This is a genomic window from Streptomyces sp. NPDC007901 (assembly GCF_042959465.1).
Lineage (GTDB): Bacteria > Actinomycetota > Actinomycetes > Streptomycetales > Streptomycetaceae > Streptomyces.
In genome coordinates this window covers 44,144-59,854 of sequence record NZ_JBIBKW010000021.1, presented here as the reverse complement: position 1 = coordinate 59,854, position 15,711 = coordinate 44,144, and the positions used below count along the sequence as shown (strand labels likewise).

The window sequence follows — 15,711 nt, the reverse complement described above, 5'->3', positions numbered from 1 at the left end:
GAAGCCTTTCGCAGCACGCCCGCCGACTCAACCGCAAATACCAGCGCCACGACGCCCGGAGGGGGCGGTCCCCGATACCGGTTACCGCCCCCTCCCGTACCCCTCCCTCCACCTCAGTCCCGCCGGATCAGCTCCGGGTCGATCCGACGCCCGACCAACGGCAGGGCACCGAGGGCGGCGACCGCCATGACACCCAGCGTGCCGGCGAGCAGAAGGGGCAGCCCGGCTCCGTCCCAGAAGATCGCGCCGCCGCCGGTGACCAGGTAGCCGGACTCGGCCATCTTCCCGACGACGACGGCCAGCGCGAGGCCGATGGCCAGTGGCAGGACGACCTGGGCGACCTGAACGGCCCTCAGGGTGCGTGGGCGTGCGCCGAGCAGTGCGAGGGCGGTGACTTGGGGACGGCGTTCGACGGCTCGGTCGGTGGCGGCGACGAGGTAGGCGCCGATGCCGATGACCAGGCCCAGGACCATGCCGACGGCGAGGAGCGTCTTGATGACGGCGATCTGCTGGAGGCCCGTGATGTCCAGGCCCTGCGGGAGCACGTCGGCGGTCGGGGCGACATGGCCGATGCCGTCGAGAACCCGGCGGACGACATCCGGGTCGGATGTGCTGACGAGCGTGAACGTGGCGTTCACGGGCCGGCTGCCCGGCGGAAGCGCGGACGGCGGCAAGAGAACGGACTCGGGGTCGATGACCAAGCTCCCCGGGAACTCGCGGTAGGGAAGACTGCGTTCCGGCACTGTGAGCGACAGCCTCCGGTATCCGCCGTCCAGTTGCACGGCGAACCTCGCACCGGCCTGGGGGGCCTCGCCCACCGTCCCTTCGGTACCCCGCAAGCGCATGGCCTGTCCGTCCACGCATGGCCCGGTCCACGACACCGCTGCGCGGAGCTGGGAGCAGGTGGCTACGACGACATGAGGGGACCAGGCCGTCTCGGAAGCTCCGACGAGCGACGACTGCATGCTGACGACATGGCCTTGGGTGTCCTTCAGGTGCCCGAGTGATCGTCGCTGGGCTGTCGTGAGCTCCCCGTAGGGAATGTCGTAGCTCTGGATCCTGGAGGAGTTCCTGGTGGCCTGGTCCAGTTGGATCAGTACTCCCTGTGCGAGGGAGGCGGCGAACACCAGGAGGACGAGACCGGCGGCCACCCGGAGCGTGCCGCCCGGTTCGGCCTCGTTACGGCGCATCGCGAGACCGAGCGCGAGGGAACGGGTCGACCGGGCCACCCGCTGGGCGAGCATCCGGCACAGGGGTGCGAGGGTCGTCACGAGACCCACGCCGATCATGATGATCGCCGACGGAATGAGCAGCGACGGCAGGAAGGTGTCACGAGGCGCGTGGCCGGTGATACCGGCGGCGCAGTACCCGGCGGCAATGCCGGATCCCGCGATCAGTGGCAGGAAGCCCCAGGACGACGGGGGTTTCTCCACCGCCGCCCGGCGGACGGCGAGCGGGTTGGCGGCCGCCTTCCGCGCGCTGGCCCGGCCGACGAACCAGGCGAGCGCCGGGCATCCCACGAGGCAGGCCAGAAGCGTCGTACCACTCGGCGTGCCGTCCCCCGGGTACCACGTGAATCCGGGAAGGCCGGCCCGGGAGAAGAGCTGGTTCAGGATCCAGTACTCGCCCAGCCCCAGAAGTGCGCCCAGACCTGCCGCCGCAACGGTCTCGGCGGCGTTCACCCGCTGCACTTCCTTGATGCTCATCCCCAGCAGCCGCAGCGCGGCCAGTCTGCGGGCCCGCTCCGCGGCCGAGAGGCGGGCACACACGGAGAGGAAGACGGCGAGCGGCAGCAGCACGATGCCGACCATCGTGAAGCGCAGGATGTCGAGCGTCGACGGATCCACCGTGGAGATCGGTGCTTCCCGTTTCCCGAAGCGGGTCACCGGCAGTCCGTCGGAGAGCTCGCCGCGGCTCATGCCCACGTAAGCGACGAGTTCATCGGGGCGTGCCAGCCCTGGCGGTCCGATCAGCCCCTCCTCCCGACCGGGCAGGCGCTGGGCCAGCCCGTTCTCGGTGCGCAGCAGTTCATGCAGACGCGGGGACACGAAGACCTCTCCGCGGTCGGGGACGGCCTTCAGACCCGGCGGCGGCGCCACGGCTTCGGTGCCCCGGGCGAGGAAGATGCGGACAAGGGGCCTCGAGCCGTACGGGTCGGTACGCTCCAGCCACAGCGGCAGTCCACTCACGTCGGCTGCGACGGCACGGTCGGGCGGAACGGCCTGACGGGCCGCTACGCGAGCGTCCTGTGCCGCGAGGATCCCAGGAATCGTGAGTACGACTGCCAGACAGCAGACCCCGATCGAACCGCCGAGTGTCATGAGCACGAACCGTGCGCGGTTGCCACGCCCGCTGCCGAAGAGCAACCGCAGCCCCAGGAGGGTCTCGTTCACCGGGCCGACCGCCCCTGAAGGGTGAGTACACCGTCGATCATGGTGTACCTGGTGTCCGCGCGCGCCGCGACGTCCGCGTCATGCGTGACGAGGACGACGGCGGCACCCTGCGAGCGGGCCAGTGTGAGGAACTCTTCCAGTACGGCCTGCGCGTTGACGCTGTCGAGCGATCCGGTCGGCTCGTCGGCGAAGACCAAGGCGGGCCGGTGCACGAGGGCACGTGCGACGGCGACGCGTTGGCTCTGCCCGCCCGACACCTGGGAGGGACGCCGTTCCCGTAGTTCCTGGAGCCCCAGCCGGCCAAGGACCTCCCCGGCGGCCGCCAGCGCCTGCGCCTTGCGCTGCCCGGCCAGCCGCAGGGGCAGCGCGGCGTTCTCCTCGACGGTCAGCTCCGGAAGGAGCTCACCGTACTGGAAGACGAAACCGAACCGATCGCGCCGCAGCGCGCTGAGTTCGCTGTCGCTGAGGTCGCCCAACGTGCGCCCCTCGAAACGGACTTCACCGCAGCTGACGGGCAGCACGCCCGCCAGGCAGTACAGGAGGGACGACTTCCCCGACCCGCTGGGACCGGTGATGGCCGCGATCTCCCCGCGCCGGAGCGCGATGTTCGCTGCCGCCACGGCCCGGGACGAGCCGTAGGACAGGTCGATTCCCTGTGCAGCAAGGACTTCGGACACCGTGAGATCCGCTCAGCCCTAGCGCGGTTGGTAGTGCCGCGGGGACGAGCAGTTGTCCGGCCTGAGTGTTCCCTTGTCGAGGCAGACACGGAAGTACGCGTCGTCCGTGTACCGCTGGGCACCGTCCCAGTTGGAGTGGTGCAGACGCACCCGCTGCCGCTGCTTCCCGTAGTAACGGGCCCAGTCGTGCCCTTCGACTCGGACCTGCACATAACCGTTGTGGTTGTCATCGGGATCGGTGTCGATCAGATATCCGCTCCATTCGAACGAACCGTGGTTCCGCTCCGCTGGATTGAACCGGTAGAAGCCCTGCTCGAAGGCCGCGCCTCGGGTCTTCAGATCGGGCAGCTTCTGCCAGGAAGAGGCGAACGCCGTTCCAGCCCCCGCGAGAAAGATCCCCGCTGCCACCACGCTCGCCAGTGCCTTCTTCACACGCCACCTCTTCCGTGACTCCGACGGCCCCGCCGACCACCGGAGTTACAGAAAGTAGCTCCTCGACTACCTGGTGAAACCTTCAGCCACCGAATCACCACCGCATCAGGTGATCCAAAACAGGACACCGGCCGAAATCCGCACGGGACTTCGGGCGGTCACCGTCGTAGCGCCACCGCGACGGCCATCGTGAGCTTGGTGGTGAATTCGGTGCGGTCGGCGGCGCGGTGCTTCCAGCCTTCGCCGGCGGCTTGGAGGACCTCGGCGATCTGGTGGGGGGTGACGTTCCCGGTCCGCGCCCCGGCCGCCGCGCCGAGGGAGCCGACCTCCTTCGACCGGGCCCTCGTCCTCCACCTCGCCCCCGACGGCCGCGCCTCCTACCAGACCCTGGCCGACGCGCTCGGTGTCAGCCTCTCCACCGCCAAACGCCGCGTCGAACACCTCACCCGCCGCGGCCTGCTGCGCTTCCGCTGCGACTTCGCCCGGCCCCTCGGCGGCTGGCCCGTGGCCGTCACCTTCTGGGCCAGGGTCCCGCCCGCCGACCTCCCCGCCGTCGGCGAGGCCCTCATCCGGCTCCCCGAGACCCGCAACTGCGCGGCCGTCAGCGGACCCCAGAACCTCGTCCTCCAGGCCAGCCTGCACTCGGTCAGCGACATCCTCCGTCTGGAGACCCAGCTGGCCCAGGCCCACCCGACCCTGGACATCGCCGACCGGGTCATCACCCTCCGGCAGGACAAACTCCTCGGCCGCCTCCTGGACGCCGACGGCCGGTCCGTCGGGGTGGTGCCGGCGGACCTGTGGGCGGAGCCGTCGGTGTGAAGGGGAGGGCCGCCCTGCGTGCCGGTCTTCGGGACCGGAGAAATTCCCGCAGACTCCGGCGAACATTTCCGGCGTGGCGCGCATCGAACCTGGTGTAGGGCACAAGAAGACGGCGCCGGACGCGGACGCGGCTCGCGGCGCAGAGTACGAGTGGAGCACCGTCACCGTGAACGAACACCGGAACACCACCGACCAGACCCTCGTCACCCGTTCCACGGCGAGGCGCCGCTCCGGCCGCAGGCTCGGCCGTACGGTGCTCGCCGTGGCCGCCGTCGCCGGCCTGGGCCTCGCCTGGGCGGGCACCGCCTCGGCCGCGGGCACCCGCGACGCGAAGACCACGCCGACCTGCTCGGCCTCCGCGCTGAAGGCCACGTTCGGCGAGCAGCTCGGCGGGGGCATGAACCACCAGGGGGTCGTGATCAGGCTGCGCAACCTCAGCGGCACGACCTGTGCACTGCGCGGCTACCCCGGTCTGGGCCTGGAGAACTCCCGGCACAAGGCCCTCACGTCCCACACGCACTGGGGTGACACCTGGTACGCCAAGGACCCGGGCAGGAAGACCCTCACCCTCAAGGACGGCGAGAGCGCCGAGGCCGTCGTCGCCTGGACGCACGCCAACACCGGCACCTCGGGCGCCGTGCACGCCTCCTACCTGGAGATCACCCCGCCCGCCTCCACCCAGCACAAGACACTCGCCTTCCCCGAGTGGGTCGACCACGGCGACCTCTCCGTCACCGCGCTCGCCAAGCACATCACCGTCAACCACTGACGCCGGCGACCGGACCGGCCGGAGCACACGGAGGGGCGGCACCCCCGCACAGGGTGCCACCCCTCCTCTTGCGTGCCGGGTCCGCCGCCCATCGGTCTTGAGGGTCGGGGACGGACGGCGGACCCGGGGTCCGGCGGAGGCCGGTCAGGGCCGGCCTCGGCGGTTGGCGCGCCTCAGCGGTGGTCGCTGCCCTGCGACTCGGTCGCCGCGCGGCCGGCCTCCAGGCGGGCCACCGGGATCCGGAACGGGCTGCAGGAGACGTAGTCCAGGCCCACCTGGTGGAAGAAGTGGACGGACTCCGGGTCGCCGCCGTGCTCGCCGCAGACGCCCAGCTTGAGGTCGGGGCGGGTGGCCCGGCCGGCCTTGGCGGCCGCCGCGACCAGGGAGCCGACGCCGTCGCGGTCGATCGTCTCGAAGGGGGAGACGCCGAAGATGCCCTTCTCCAGGTAGGCGGTGAAGAAGGAGGCCTCCACGTCGTCCCGGCTGAAGCCCCAGACGGTCTGCGTCAGGTCGTTGGTGCCGAAGGAGAAGAACTCCGCCGCCTCGGCGATCTGGCCCGCCGTCAGGGCGGCCCGCGGGAGCTCGATCATCGTGCCGATGGACAGCTTCAGGTTCGTGCCCGTCGCCGCCTCGACCTCGGCGATGACCTGGTCGGCCTCCTCGCGGACGATCTCCAGCTCCTGGACCGTGCCGACCAGGGGGATCATGATCTCGGCGCGCGGGTCGCCCTTGGCGTTCTTGCGTTCGGCGGCCGCCTCCGCGATCGCGCGGACCTGCATGGTGAACAGGCCGGGGATGACCAGGCCCAGGCGTACGCCGCGCAGGCCCAGCATCGGGTTCTGCTCGTGCAGCCGGTGGACGGCCTGGAGCAGGCGGAGTTCGTTCTCGTGCGGCTCCTGGCGGGACTCGGCGAGGGCCACGCGGACCGAGAGCTCCGTGATGTCCGGGAGGAACTCGTGCAGCGGCGGGTCGAGCAGGCGGACCGTCACCGGGAGGCCGTCCATCGCCGAGAAGAGCTCGACGAAGTCCTTCTTCTGGAGGGGGAGCAGGGCGCGCAGGGACTCCTCGCGGTCCTCCTGGGTGTCCGCCAGGATCAGGCGTTCCACCAGTTCGCGGCGGTCGCCGAGGAACATGTGCTCGGTGCGGCACAGGCCGATGCCCTGGGCGCCGAAGCGGCGGGCGCGCAGGGCGTCCTCGGCGTTGTCGGCGTTGGCCCGCACGCGCAGCCGGCGCTTGCGGTCGGCGAAGGCCATGATGCGGTGGACGGCCTCGACCAGTTCGTCGGCGTCCTGGGCGCCCGCGTGCATCCGGCCCTCGAAGTACTCGACGACCGGGGACGGTACGACCGGGACCTCGCCCAGGTAGACCTTGCCGGACGAGCCGTCGATGGAGATGACGTCGCCCTCCTCGACCACGTGACCGCCGGGGACGGTCATCCGGCGGCGCTTGGTGTCGACCTCGAGGTCCTCCGCGCCGCACACGCACGTCTTGCCCATGCCGCGGGCGACGACGGCGGCGTGGGAGGTCTTGCCGCCGCGGGAGGTGAGGATGCCCTCCGCCGCGATCATGCCGTCGAGGTCGTCGGGGTTGGTCTCGCGGCGGACCAGGATGACCTTCTCGCCGGAGCGGGACCACTTCACCGCGGTGTACGAGTCGAAGACCGCCTTGCCGACCGCCGCGCCCGGCGAGGCCGCGATGCCCCGGCCGACCTGCTGGGCCTTCGCCTGCTCGTCGAAGCGCGGGAACATCAGCTGGGCGAGCTGGGCGCCGGTGACGCGCTGCAGGGCCTCGGTCTCGTCGATCAGGCCCTGGTCGACCAGCTGGGTCGCGATCCGGAAGGCGGCGCCCGCCGTGCGCTTGCCGACGCGGGTCTGGAGCATCCACAGCTGACCGCGCTCGATCGTGAACTCGATGTCGCAGAGGTCCTTGTAGTGGTTCTCCAGCGTCTCCATGATCTGCATCAGCTGGTCGTACGACTTCTTGTCGATCTGCTCCAGCTCCGCGAGCGGGACCGTGTTGCGGATGCCCGCGACGACGTCCTCGCCCTGGGCGTTCTGGAGGTAGTCGCCGTAGACGCCCTGGTGGCCGGAGGCGGGGTCGCGGGTGAAGGCGACGCCGGTGCCGGAGTCGGGGCCCAGGTTGCCGAAGACCATCGAGCAGACGTTGACCGCGGTGCCGAGGTCGCCGGGGATGCGCTCCTGGCGGCGGTAGAGCTTGGCGCGGTCGGTGTTCCAGGAGTCGAAGACCGCGCGGATCGCGAGGTCCATCTGCTCGCGCGGGTCCTGCGGGAAGTCCCGGCCGGCCTCGGTCTTGACGATCCTCTTGAATTTGGTGACGAGCTTCTTGAGGTCGGCGGCCTCCAGGTCCGTGTCGACGGTGACCTTCTTGGCCTCCTTCGCCGCGTCCAGGGCCTCCTCGAAGAGCTCGCCGTCGACGCCGAGGACCGTCTTGCCGAACATCTGGACGAGGCGGCGGTAGGAGTCCCACGCGAAGCGGTCGTCGCCGGCCTGCTTGGCCAGGCCCTGCACCGACTTGTCGGAGAGGCCGATGTTCAGGACCGTGTCCATCATGCCGGGCATGGAGAACTTGGCGCCGGAGCGGACCGACACCAGGAGGGGGTTGTCGGCCTGGCCGAGCTTCTTGCCCATCCGCTGTTCCAGCGCGTCGAGGTGCGCACTCACCTCGTCACGCAGTGCCACCGGCTCCTCGCCGCTGTCGAGGTAGACCTTGCAGGCTTCCGTCGTGATCGTGAAGCCGGGGGGAACGGGAAGCCCCAGGTTGGTCATCTCGGCGAGGTTCGCACCCTTGCCACCCAGGAGGTCCTTGAGGTCCTTGTTTCCCTCGGTGAAGTCGTAGACGAGCTTCGCTGCGTGGGGTTCTTTGTTTTCCGACACGGGTCTCGACTCCCTCGAGGACGCGGTGGCTGCCCTGACGGCGAGGAACATACCCAGATCGAAGGCGCCTGGGTACGTCTACTTGCGTGTCATGCGCCCGTAACCAGTCGTCCGCCACCGGATCGAAAGTCAAAGCTTGGCAAGCGGTGACACGGTTGCGTTTTCACTTCTTGAACACAAGAACGCTCAACACGGCACTTTACCGCTCATGTGAGCGGGCATACCGCACACCTGATTTCGATCGATGAACGATCAAGGGGTGGCACCCAGTGCCACCCCTTGGAGAAGTGCAGTCGCTCATGATCCGCTCATCTGAGCGCAGCCCTTATCAAGGGTGGCGAGAATCACGCTCCCACAGACGCGCGGATTTCACCATGCGGACGTGGATCCGGACGCCACAACCAGCCGGAAACCGGCCCGTCACACGCCCAGCGACAGCAGCCGCTCCTCCGCCCGCTCCGGCGCGTACAGGTGCTCCACGACCAGCGCCCCGGCGCCGATCAGCCCCGCCCGCTCCCCCAGCCGCGAGGTGACGACGTCCAGGTGAGCGGTGGAGCGGGGCAGCGCCCGCTGGTAGAGCAGCTCGCGCACACCGGTGAGGAACGCGGTGCCCGCCAGGTCCCCGGCGATCATCAGCACCCCGGGGTTGAGGAGGGTGACGACCGTCGCCAGCACGTCCCCGACGCTACGGCCGGCGTCCCGCGCCAGGGCGGCCGCCTCCGGATGCCCCGAGGCGAGCAGATCACGCACATCTGAGCCGGACGCCGCCGGAACCCCGGCCTCCGCCAGCCTCCGGGCCACGGCGCCGCCGCTCGCGACGGCGGCGAGGCAGCCGTAGGAACCGCAGCGGCACTGCACCTCGGCGCCCACCCGGATATGACCGATGTCCCCGGCGCCGCCGTCGATGCCCCGGTAGATCGCGCCGTCGACCACCACCCCGGCCCCGATACCGGTCGAGACCTTCACCAGGACGAACGCCGAGCAGTCCGGGTATCCGGTGCGCTGTTCGCCGTACGCCATCAGGTTCGCGTCGTTGTCCACCAGGACCGGGACGGCCGGCGCGCCCGTGTGCTCCGTGAACGCCCGGGCCGTGCGGCCCCTTATGTCGTAGCCGTCCCAGCCCGGCATGATCGGCGGCTGGACGACCCGGCCGGTGTCCATGTCGACCGGGCCCGGCACCGCGAGGCCGATCCCGCACACCTCCGTGGCACGGTGGCCGGCCTTCTCCAGCAACTCGGCGAACCAGCGGCCGAGTTCGGCGAGCACGGCCTCCGGGCCGTCCTGGATGACCGCCGTGCCGGAGTGCTCGGCGAGGATCTCCCCGGTCAGGGACAGTACGGCGGCCCGGGCATGGCGGGTCTCCAGGTCGGCGGCGAGGACCACCGCGTGGGAGTCGTCGAACTCGAGGGTGATGGAGGGGCGGCCGCCCAGCGGGGAGTCGACCGGGCCGCCCGCGCCCTCGCGCAGCCAGCCCGCGCGGAACAGCCGGTCCAGACGGAGGCCGACGGTCGCCCGGGAGAGTCCGGTGGCCTGCTGGAGGGCGCCGCGCGTCACGGCCCGGCCGCTGCGCACCAGTTCGAGCAGCTCGCCGGCGCTCGCCTGGCCGCCGCCCTTGCCGGTCCTGCCGGGACGTCCGGTCATGCGCACCCCCTTGTGTTTCTCAAGCTTGCATTACATATTGAGTTTTGCGTGTTAAATAGACGTAACCCTACGGTAGCCACAGCCAAACCCGGCCGGCCGAACGTCTTCGGGGAGTCCCGAGTGGATCGCACTGCCCAGCTCACCACCCCTGCGCTCGATCGCGGGATTGCATACGATCCGCCGCCCCTGTCCCCGACCGGGCGGGGGTCCCTGCACGTCAGGGCCGCGCGGGTGCTCGACGGCAACTGGACCGGCGGTTCGACCGTGCCCTCCCGGAACCTGTATCCGCACCAGTGGTCGTGGGACTCGGCGTTCATCGCGATCGGGCTGCGGCACCTCTCGCCGCTGCGCGCACAGACGGAGCTGGAGACGCTGCTGGCCGCCCAGTGGGCCGACGGGCGGATCCCGCACATCGTGTTCAACCCCTCCGTGCCCCTCGACGCGTACTTCCCGAGCCCCGACTTCTGGCGCTCCTCGACCGCGGGGCGCGCTGCGGGCGCCCCGCGCACCGTACAGACCTCCGGGATCGTGCAGCCACCGGTGCATGCGCTGGCGGCCTGGCTGGTGCACCTCGCCGACCCGGGCCTGTCCCGGGCACGCGGCTTCCTGGCCGGGGTGTACCCGCGCCTCGCCGCCTGGCACCGCTATCTGCTGCACCGGCGGGACCTGGGCGGCGGCGGGCTCGCGTCCGTCGTCCACCCCTGGGAACAGGGTATGGACAACAGCCCCTGCTGGGACGCCCCGCTGGCCCGGGTCGCCCCCGCCCCGGCCCGCTCCTTCCGCCGCGCCGACCTGGAGCACGGCGCCGCCGAGGACCGGCCGACGGATCTGGACTACGGGCGGTACGTGCGGCTGGCTGCCGAATACCGGGACGCCGAGTACGCCGACCGCAAGCGCGAGTTCGCCGTCGAGGACCCCGCGTTCAACGCGCTGCTCATCGCCTCCGAGCACGCCCTCGCCCGTATCGCACGGGAGTTGAGGGCGACCGGCACGGCCCGGCACGCGCGGGCGCAGCGGCTGACGGCGGCGCTGGTGGACCGGCTCTGGGACCCGGAGCGGGAGATCTTCCTCTGCCGGGACCTGCGGGCCGGCGGGAGCGGCGCGGACGGCACAGGCGGCTCGGACGGCATGGGCGGCGGACTGATTCCCGAGCGCGGGGTGTCCGGACTGGTCCCGCTGCTCCTCCCGGAGCTGCCGCGCGAGATCGCCGCCGCGCTGGTCCGCACGCTGAGCGGCCCGCACTTCGGCACCGGCACCCTCCTGGTCCCCAGCTACGACCTGCTCGGCGAGGCCTTCGACCCGCACCGCTACTGGCGCGGCCCGGCCTGGTTCAACACCGGCTGGCTGCTGGAGCGGGGGCTGCGCGAGCACGGCGAGCGGGAGCGGGCGGACGCGCTCGCCGAGGCGGTCCTGCGGACGGCCGACGCGAGCGGGTTCGCCGAGTACGTCGACCCGTACACCGGCGAGGCGTGCGGCGCGACCGGGTTCAGCTGGACGGCCGCCCTGGCGCTCGATCTGCACCACCGGCAGCGGGCGCCGCATGACGAGCGTCAAAATCTGGACAAGAGCTGACAAAACGAGGTGTCTTCGGTGGACACCGCACGTTCGACCTGAAGGACAGAGGAGGGGACCGGGGATGACGGACCGGCATCATCTGCTCGTGCACGGCGCGACGTTCGCCGCCGTGGACGACCGCGGCGACATCAGCGGCGTGCGGGGCGGCGGCTCCCCGGACGGCTTATTCGTACGGGACGCCCGCCACCTCAGCCGCTGGCAGCTGACCGTCGACGGGGCACTGCCCGAGGTGCTCACACCGGTCGGCGACGGGGACGGCACCCGCTGCGTCCTGGTCCCGCGCGGCGGCCGCCAGGAACCGCCCGCGCACACGCTCTTCCGCGAACAGGCCGTCGGTGACGGCTCGTTCGTCGAGTCCCTGCGGGTCACCAGCAACCGCCCGGTGCCCACCACGATCCGCATCGCGATCACCGCCGACGCGGACTTCACCGACCAGTTCGAACTCCGCGCCGACCACCGCACCTACACCAAGTCCGGCGCCGTCCGCTCCCGCCAGGTCCTCGACGACGGACTGGAGTTCACCTACCGCCGGGGCGAGTGGCGGTCCTTCACGACGATCACCGCCGAGCCCGCGCCGGACGGCGTGGAGGAGACCGGGACCGGCGCCCGGCGGATGGTCTGGACGCTGGAACTCGAACCGCACGGCACGACCGAGCTGGTCGTCCGGGTGATCGGCCGCCCGCACGGCGACCGGCGGGCGCTGCGCGTACCGCGCGACCCGGCCGCGCTCAACGAGCAACTCCTGGCCCTGGAAGGCGAGTTCGTGGAGGGCGTGGCCTTCCCGACCGGCTGGCCGGAGCTGGCGGCGGCCTGCGCCCGCGGCCTCGCCGACCTCGCCACCCTCCAGGTGCCGGCCACCGGCCCGGACGGCGAGGAACTCAAGGTCCCGGCGGCGGGCGCCCCCTGGTTCCTCACCCTGCTCGGCCGCGACGCCCTCCTCACCTCCCTCTTCGCCCTCCCCTACCGCCCCCGGCTGGCCGCCGCCACCCTCCCCGCGCTCGCCGCCACCCAGGCGACCGAGGCCGGCGCGCACTCCGTGGCCCAGCCCGGGAAGATCGTCCACGAGGTACGGCACGGGGAGCTGGCCCACTTCGGGCAGGTGCCGTACGGCCGTTACTACGGATCCGTCGACGCCACCCCGCTGTTCCTGATCCTGCTGGGCACATATGTGGAGCAGACCGGGGACGTGGAGCTGGCCCGGCGGCTGGAGCGCAACGCCCGGGCGGCCGTCGGCTGGATGCTGGACCACGGCGGGCTGACCTCGCGCGGCTATCTCGTCTACCGCGCGGACAAGGGCGGCCTCGCCAACCAGAACTGGAAGGACTCCCCCGGCGCGATCTGCTCCGCCGACGGCAGCCGGCCGATGGGCACCGTGATGGCGGCGGGGGCGCAGGGGTACGCGTACGACGCGTTGCGCCGGACGGCGTGGGTGGCGCGGACGGTGTGGGCCGACGAGACGTACGCCGCGCTCCTGGAGCAGGCCGCCGCCGATCTGCGGGACCGGTTCCAACGGGACTTCTGGATGCACGAGTCCTCCTTCCCCGCGCTGGCACTCGACGGGGAGGGCCGGCCGGTCGACGCGCTCGCCTCGGACGCGGGGCACCTGTTGTGGTCCGGGCTGCTGGACAAGGAGTACGGGGAGGTGGTGGGCCGGCGGTTGCTGGAGCCGGACTTCTTCTCGGGCTGGGGGGTGCGGACGCTGGCCGCGGGGCAGGCGGCGTACCACCCGCTGTCGTACCACCGGGGATCGGTGTGGCCGCACGACAACGCGCTGATCGCGCTGGGGCTGGCGCGGTACGGGCTGCACGACGAGGCGCGGGCGGTGGCGCACGGGCTGGTGGACGCGGCCACGGCGGGCGGGCACCGGTTGCCGGAGGTGCTGGCCGGGTACGGGAGGGACACGCATCCGGAGCCGGTGCCGTATCCGCACGCGTGTGTACGGGAATCGCGGTCGGCGTCGGCGCCGTTGGCGCTGCTCACTGCGGTGGGTGGGGCGTAGGGGGTCGTAGAGGGTCGTGTGTAGGCTGCGGGGCGGTGGGGGCTGGTCGCGCAGTTCCTCCCCCGGCCTTCGGCCGGGGGGACCCCCAGCGCCCCCTTGGGGCGCGAGTTGATATGCGTTTGCCCGGTGTTTGCCGTTGGCCCTGAACAGGGGTCATGCGCAAGACGTACGGAAAGTTGGCGGGCCCGGGCCTCCCCAGCGTCGGTCCGCCGTTTCCGTTTCACGGGTCTCGCACGGAAGGACCTCCGGGTTGTCTCAGCACACGAGCATTCGCCAGCCATCGGGCACGCCCTCCGGGCCGTCCGAACGCGAAGCCCCGCCGGAGGAGTCCGAGGTACCGAAGTCCGAGCGGGAGGCGGCTTCCGACGCGCCCGGGACTCCCGCGCCCGAAGCCGAGGCCACTCCTGAGGCAGAACCCGGGTCCATAGCCACCGCCAAGATCGAAGCCGCATCCGAGGCCGACGCCACCGGCGAGACCGACGCCGCTTCCGAGGCCGACTCCGGATCCGAGGCCGACTCGGGATCCAAGACCGACTCCGGATCCGAGACCGACTCCGGATCCGAGGCCGAAGCCGCAGCCACCTCCGAGACCGACCCCGAGGCCCAGGCCGGGAGCGACCCCGAGGCCGCCGCCCCCGGAAGCTCCGCCGAACCGGCCCCCGCCCCCGACGTCCCCCGCCCCCGTCGCCGCGGCTGGGCCGCCTGGAGTGGTCGGGTTCGGGAGCGGCGGGAGGGGTGGCGGGAGGCGCATCCCGGGGCTGCCTCGGTGCTGTCGGTCGGTGTCAACGTGCTCTGTGCGGCGCTCGTGATCGGGGCGCTGGTGATGCCGAACACCGTGGTCGAGCTGGGGCCCGCGAAGTTCGTACGGCTGCCGTCCGAGGGGATCATCGCGGCGGCCGTCGCGCTGGCGCTGCCCCGGCGGCCCCGGATCGTGCTGGCCACGGTGTTCGGCGTCGTACTCGGTGCGCTGACCCTGGTCAACGCCCTGGACATGGGGTTCAAGCAGTACCTGGGCCGGAGCTTCAACGCGATCCTGGACTGGAGCCTGCTCGGCGACGCGGAGTCGTATCTGGAGGACACGATGGGCCGGACGGCCACCCTCGCCGTCAGCGTCGGTGCCGTCGTCCTCGTGCTGCTGCTGTTCGTGCTGCTCGCCCTCGCGACGGTCCGGCTGAGCAACCTGCTCGCCCGGCATCCGGGGCGGGCCACCCGCGGCACGCTGATCGCCGGTGTCGTCTGGATCACCTGCTCCTCCTTCGGCGTCCAGCTCGCCGGCGGTGTGCCGCTCGCCGCCGACAGCACCGCGACCACGCTGGAGATCAAGGCCCGTCAGGTGAAGGACACCCTGCACGACGAGGCGGAGTTCCGGAAGGTCGCCAAGGTGGACGCCTTCGGGAACACCCCGCCCGACCAGCTGCTGACCAGCCTGCGGGGCAAGGACGTGGTCTTCACGTTCATCGAGAGCTACGGGCGCAGCGCCATCGAGGACCCGATCGAGGCACCCGGCGTCGACAGCACCCTCGCCGTCCGGACCCAGGCCCTTGCGAAGGCCGGCTTCCACGCGAAGAGCGGCTGGCTGACGTCGGCGACCTACGGCGGCAGCAGCTGGCTCGGGCACTCCACGACCATGTCGGGCCTGTGGGTGAGCAACCAGCAGCGCTACCGGACCGTGATGGCGAGCGACCACCTGAGCATCACCAAGGCGTTCCAGAAGACCGGTGACTTCGACACGGTCGGCGTGATGCCGGGCATCCAGAAGGGCTGGCCGGAGCAGAGCTACTACGGCCTCGACAAGGTCTACAACGCCTTCCAGCTGGGCTACAAGGGACCGAAGTTCAGCTGGTCGACGATGCCCGACCAGTACGCGCTGCAGCAGTTCCAGGAGCGGGTGCACAGCAAGAAGCCGGCCGACGGCAAGTCGCGGATGTCGTTCCTGATCCTGACCTCCAGCCACCAGCCGTGGGCGCCGATCCCGAAGATGGTGCCGTGGGACCAGCTGGGCGACGGCTCGATCTTCGACGCCATCCAGAAGGCCGGCAACAAGGCGTCCGACGTCATCGCCGACACCACCAAGTCCCGCCAGGAGTACGGCAAGTCGGTCCAGTACTCGGTGACCGCGCTCACCGAGTGGCTGGAGCGCTACGGCAACGACAACACGGTGCTCGTCTTCCTCGGCGACCACCAGCCGATCGCCCGGGTCAGCGGCAACCACGCCAGCCGTGACGTGCCGATCTCGATCGTTGCTAAAGACCCGAAGGTCCTTGACGCGATCGACTCCTGGAACTGGACCGACGGGCTGCGCCCGGCGCACGACGCGCCGGTGTGGAAGATGAGCGCGTTCCGTGACAAGTTCCTGACGGCGTACGGGTCGACTCCGCACCCGAAGACGAACTGAGCGCCCGCCGGAAGTGCCGCGATGGCGTCGTCGTGCGGCTGCGGCGCCATCGTGGCTGGTCGCGCAGTTCCTCCCCCAGCCTTCGGCCGGGGGTACCCCCGGCGCCCCTCAAGGGGC

The 15,711-nt window shown here is 71.2% G+C and carries 10 protein-coding genes; 5 read left to right on the top strand and 5 right to left on the bottom strand.

From position 1 onward, the window contains the following. Window positions 1-113: 113 nt before the first annotated feature. From ACFZDK_RS43720 to ACFZDK_RS43710, 3 genes are read right to left on the bottom strand one after another with little or no spacing between them, the layout of a single operon-like run. The gene (locus ACFZDK_RS43720) at window positions 114-2,393 is read right to left on the bottom strand and encodes an FtsX-like permease family protein (RefSeq protein WP_390981471.1); all 2,280 of its coding nucleotides are present in this window, start codon (window positions 2,391-2,393) and stop codon (window positions 114-116) included. After that, window positions 2,390-3,070, bottom strand: coding sequence for an ATP-binding cassette domain-containing protein (locus ACFZDK_RS43715; protein WP_390981469.1), 681 nt, complete (start codon window positions 3,068-3,070; stop codon window positions 2,390-2,392). The genes ACFZDK_RS43720 and ACFZDK_RS43715 overlap by 4 nt, the downstream gene beginning before the upstream one ends. An 18-nt stretch (window positions 3,071-3,088) precedes the next feature. Next, window positions 3,089-3,502: a hypothetical protein gene (locus tag ACFZDK_RS43710; protein WP_390981467.1), complete on the bottom strand. Its 414-nt coding sequence runs from the start codon at window positions 3,500-3,502 to the stop codon at window positions 3,089-3,091. 279 nt (window positions 3,503-3,781) lie between these two features. Between ACFZDK_RS43710 and ACFZDK_RS43705 the strand changes: the two genes are divergently transcribed. Beyond that, a complete protein-coding gene (locus ACFZDK_RS43705; protein ID WP_390981465.1) occupies window positions 3,782-4,321 on the top strand; it encodes an AsnC family transcriptional regulator in 540 nt (179 codons plus the stop codon). Between the two features lie 73 nt (window positions 4,322-4,394). After that, entirely contained in the window at window positions 4,395-5,090 is a 696-nt protein-coding gene (locus tag ACFZDK_RS43700) for a DUF4232 domain-containing protein (protein ID WP_390981463.1), read from the top strand. Between the two features lie 173 nt (window positions 5,091-5,263). Here the strand turns inward: ACFZDK_RS43700 and ppdK are convergent, their stop codons facing one another. Then, window positions 5,264-7,984 (bottom strand): pyruvate, phosphate dikinase, encoded by a 2,721-nt coding sequence (gene ppdK / locus ACFZDK_RS43695; protein WP_390981461.1) that lies wholly within the window; start codon window positions 7,982-7,984, stop codon window positions 5,264-5,266. 420 nt (window positions 7,985-8,404) lie between these two features. After that, window positions 8,405-9,625: an ROK family protein gene (locus ACFZDK_RS43690; RefSeq protein WP_390981459.1), complete on the bottom strand. Its 1,221-nt coding sequence runs from the start codon at window positions 9,623-9,625 to the stop codon at window positions 8,405-8,407. A gap of 120 nt (window positions 9,626-9,745) precedes the next feature. Here ACFZDK_RS43690 and ACFZDK_RS43685 point away from each other — a divergent pair, with 120 nt between their 5' ends. The 3 genes from ACFZDK_RS43685 to ACFZDK_RS43675 all read left to right on the top strand — a co-directional run bounded on the left by ACFZDK_RS43685 (window position 9,746) and on the right by ACFZDK_RS43675 (window position 15,594). After that, window positions 9,746-11,197, top strand: a complete 1,452-nt coding sequence (locus ACFZDK_RS43685) for a hypothetical protein (protein WP_390981457.1) — start codon at window positions 9,746-9,748, stop codon at window positions 11,195-11,197. 64 nt (window positions 11,198-11,261) lie between these two features. Then, on the top strand, window positions 11,262-13,199 hold the full coding sequence (locus ACFZDK_RS43680) for a glycogen debranching N-terminal domain-containing protein (RefSeq protein ID WP_390981455.1): 1,938 nt from the start codon (window positions 11,262-11,264) through the stop codon (window positions 13,197-13,199). A gap of 250 nt (window positions 13,200-13,449) precedes the next feature. Beyond that, a complete protein-coding gene (locus ACFZDK_RS43675; protein WP_390981453.1) occupies window positions 13,450-15,594 on the top strand; it encodes a sulfatase-like hydrolase/transferase in 2,145 nt (714 codons plus the stop codon). The last annotated feature ends 117 nt before the right edge of the window (window positions 15,595-15,711 follow it).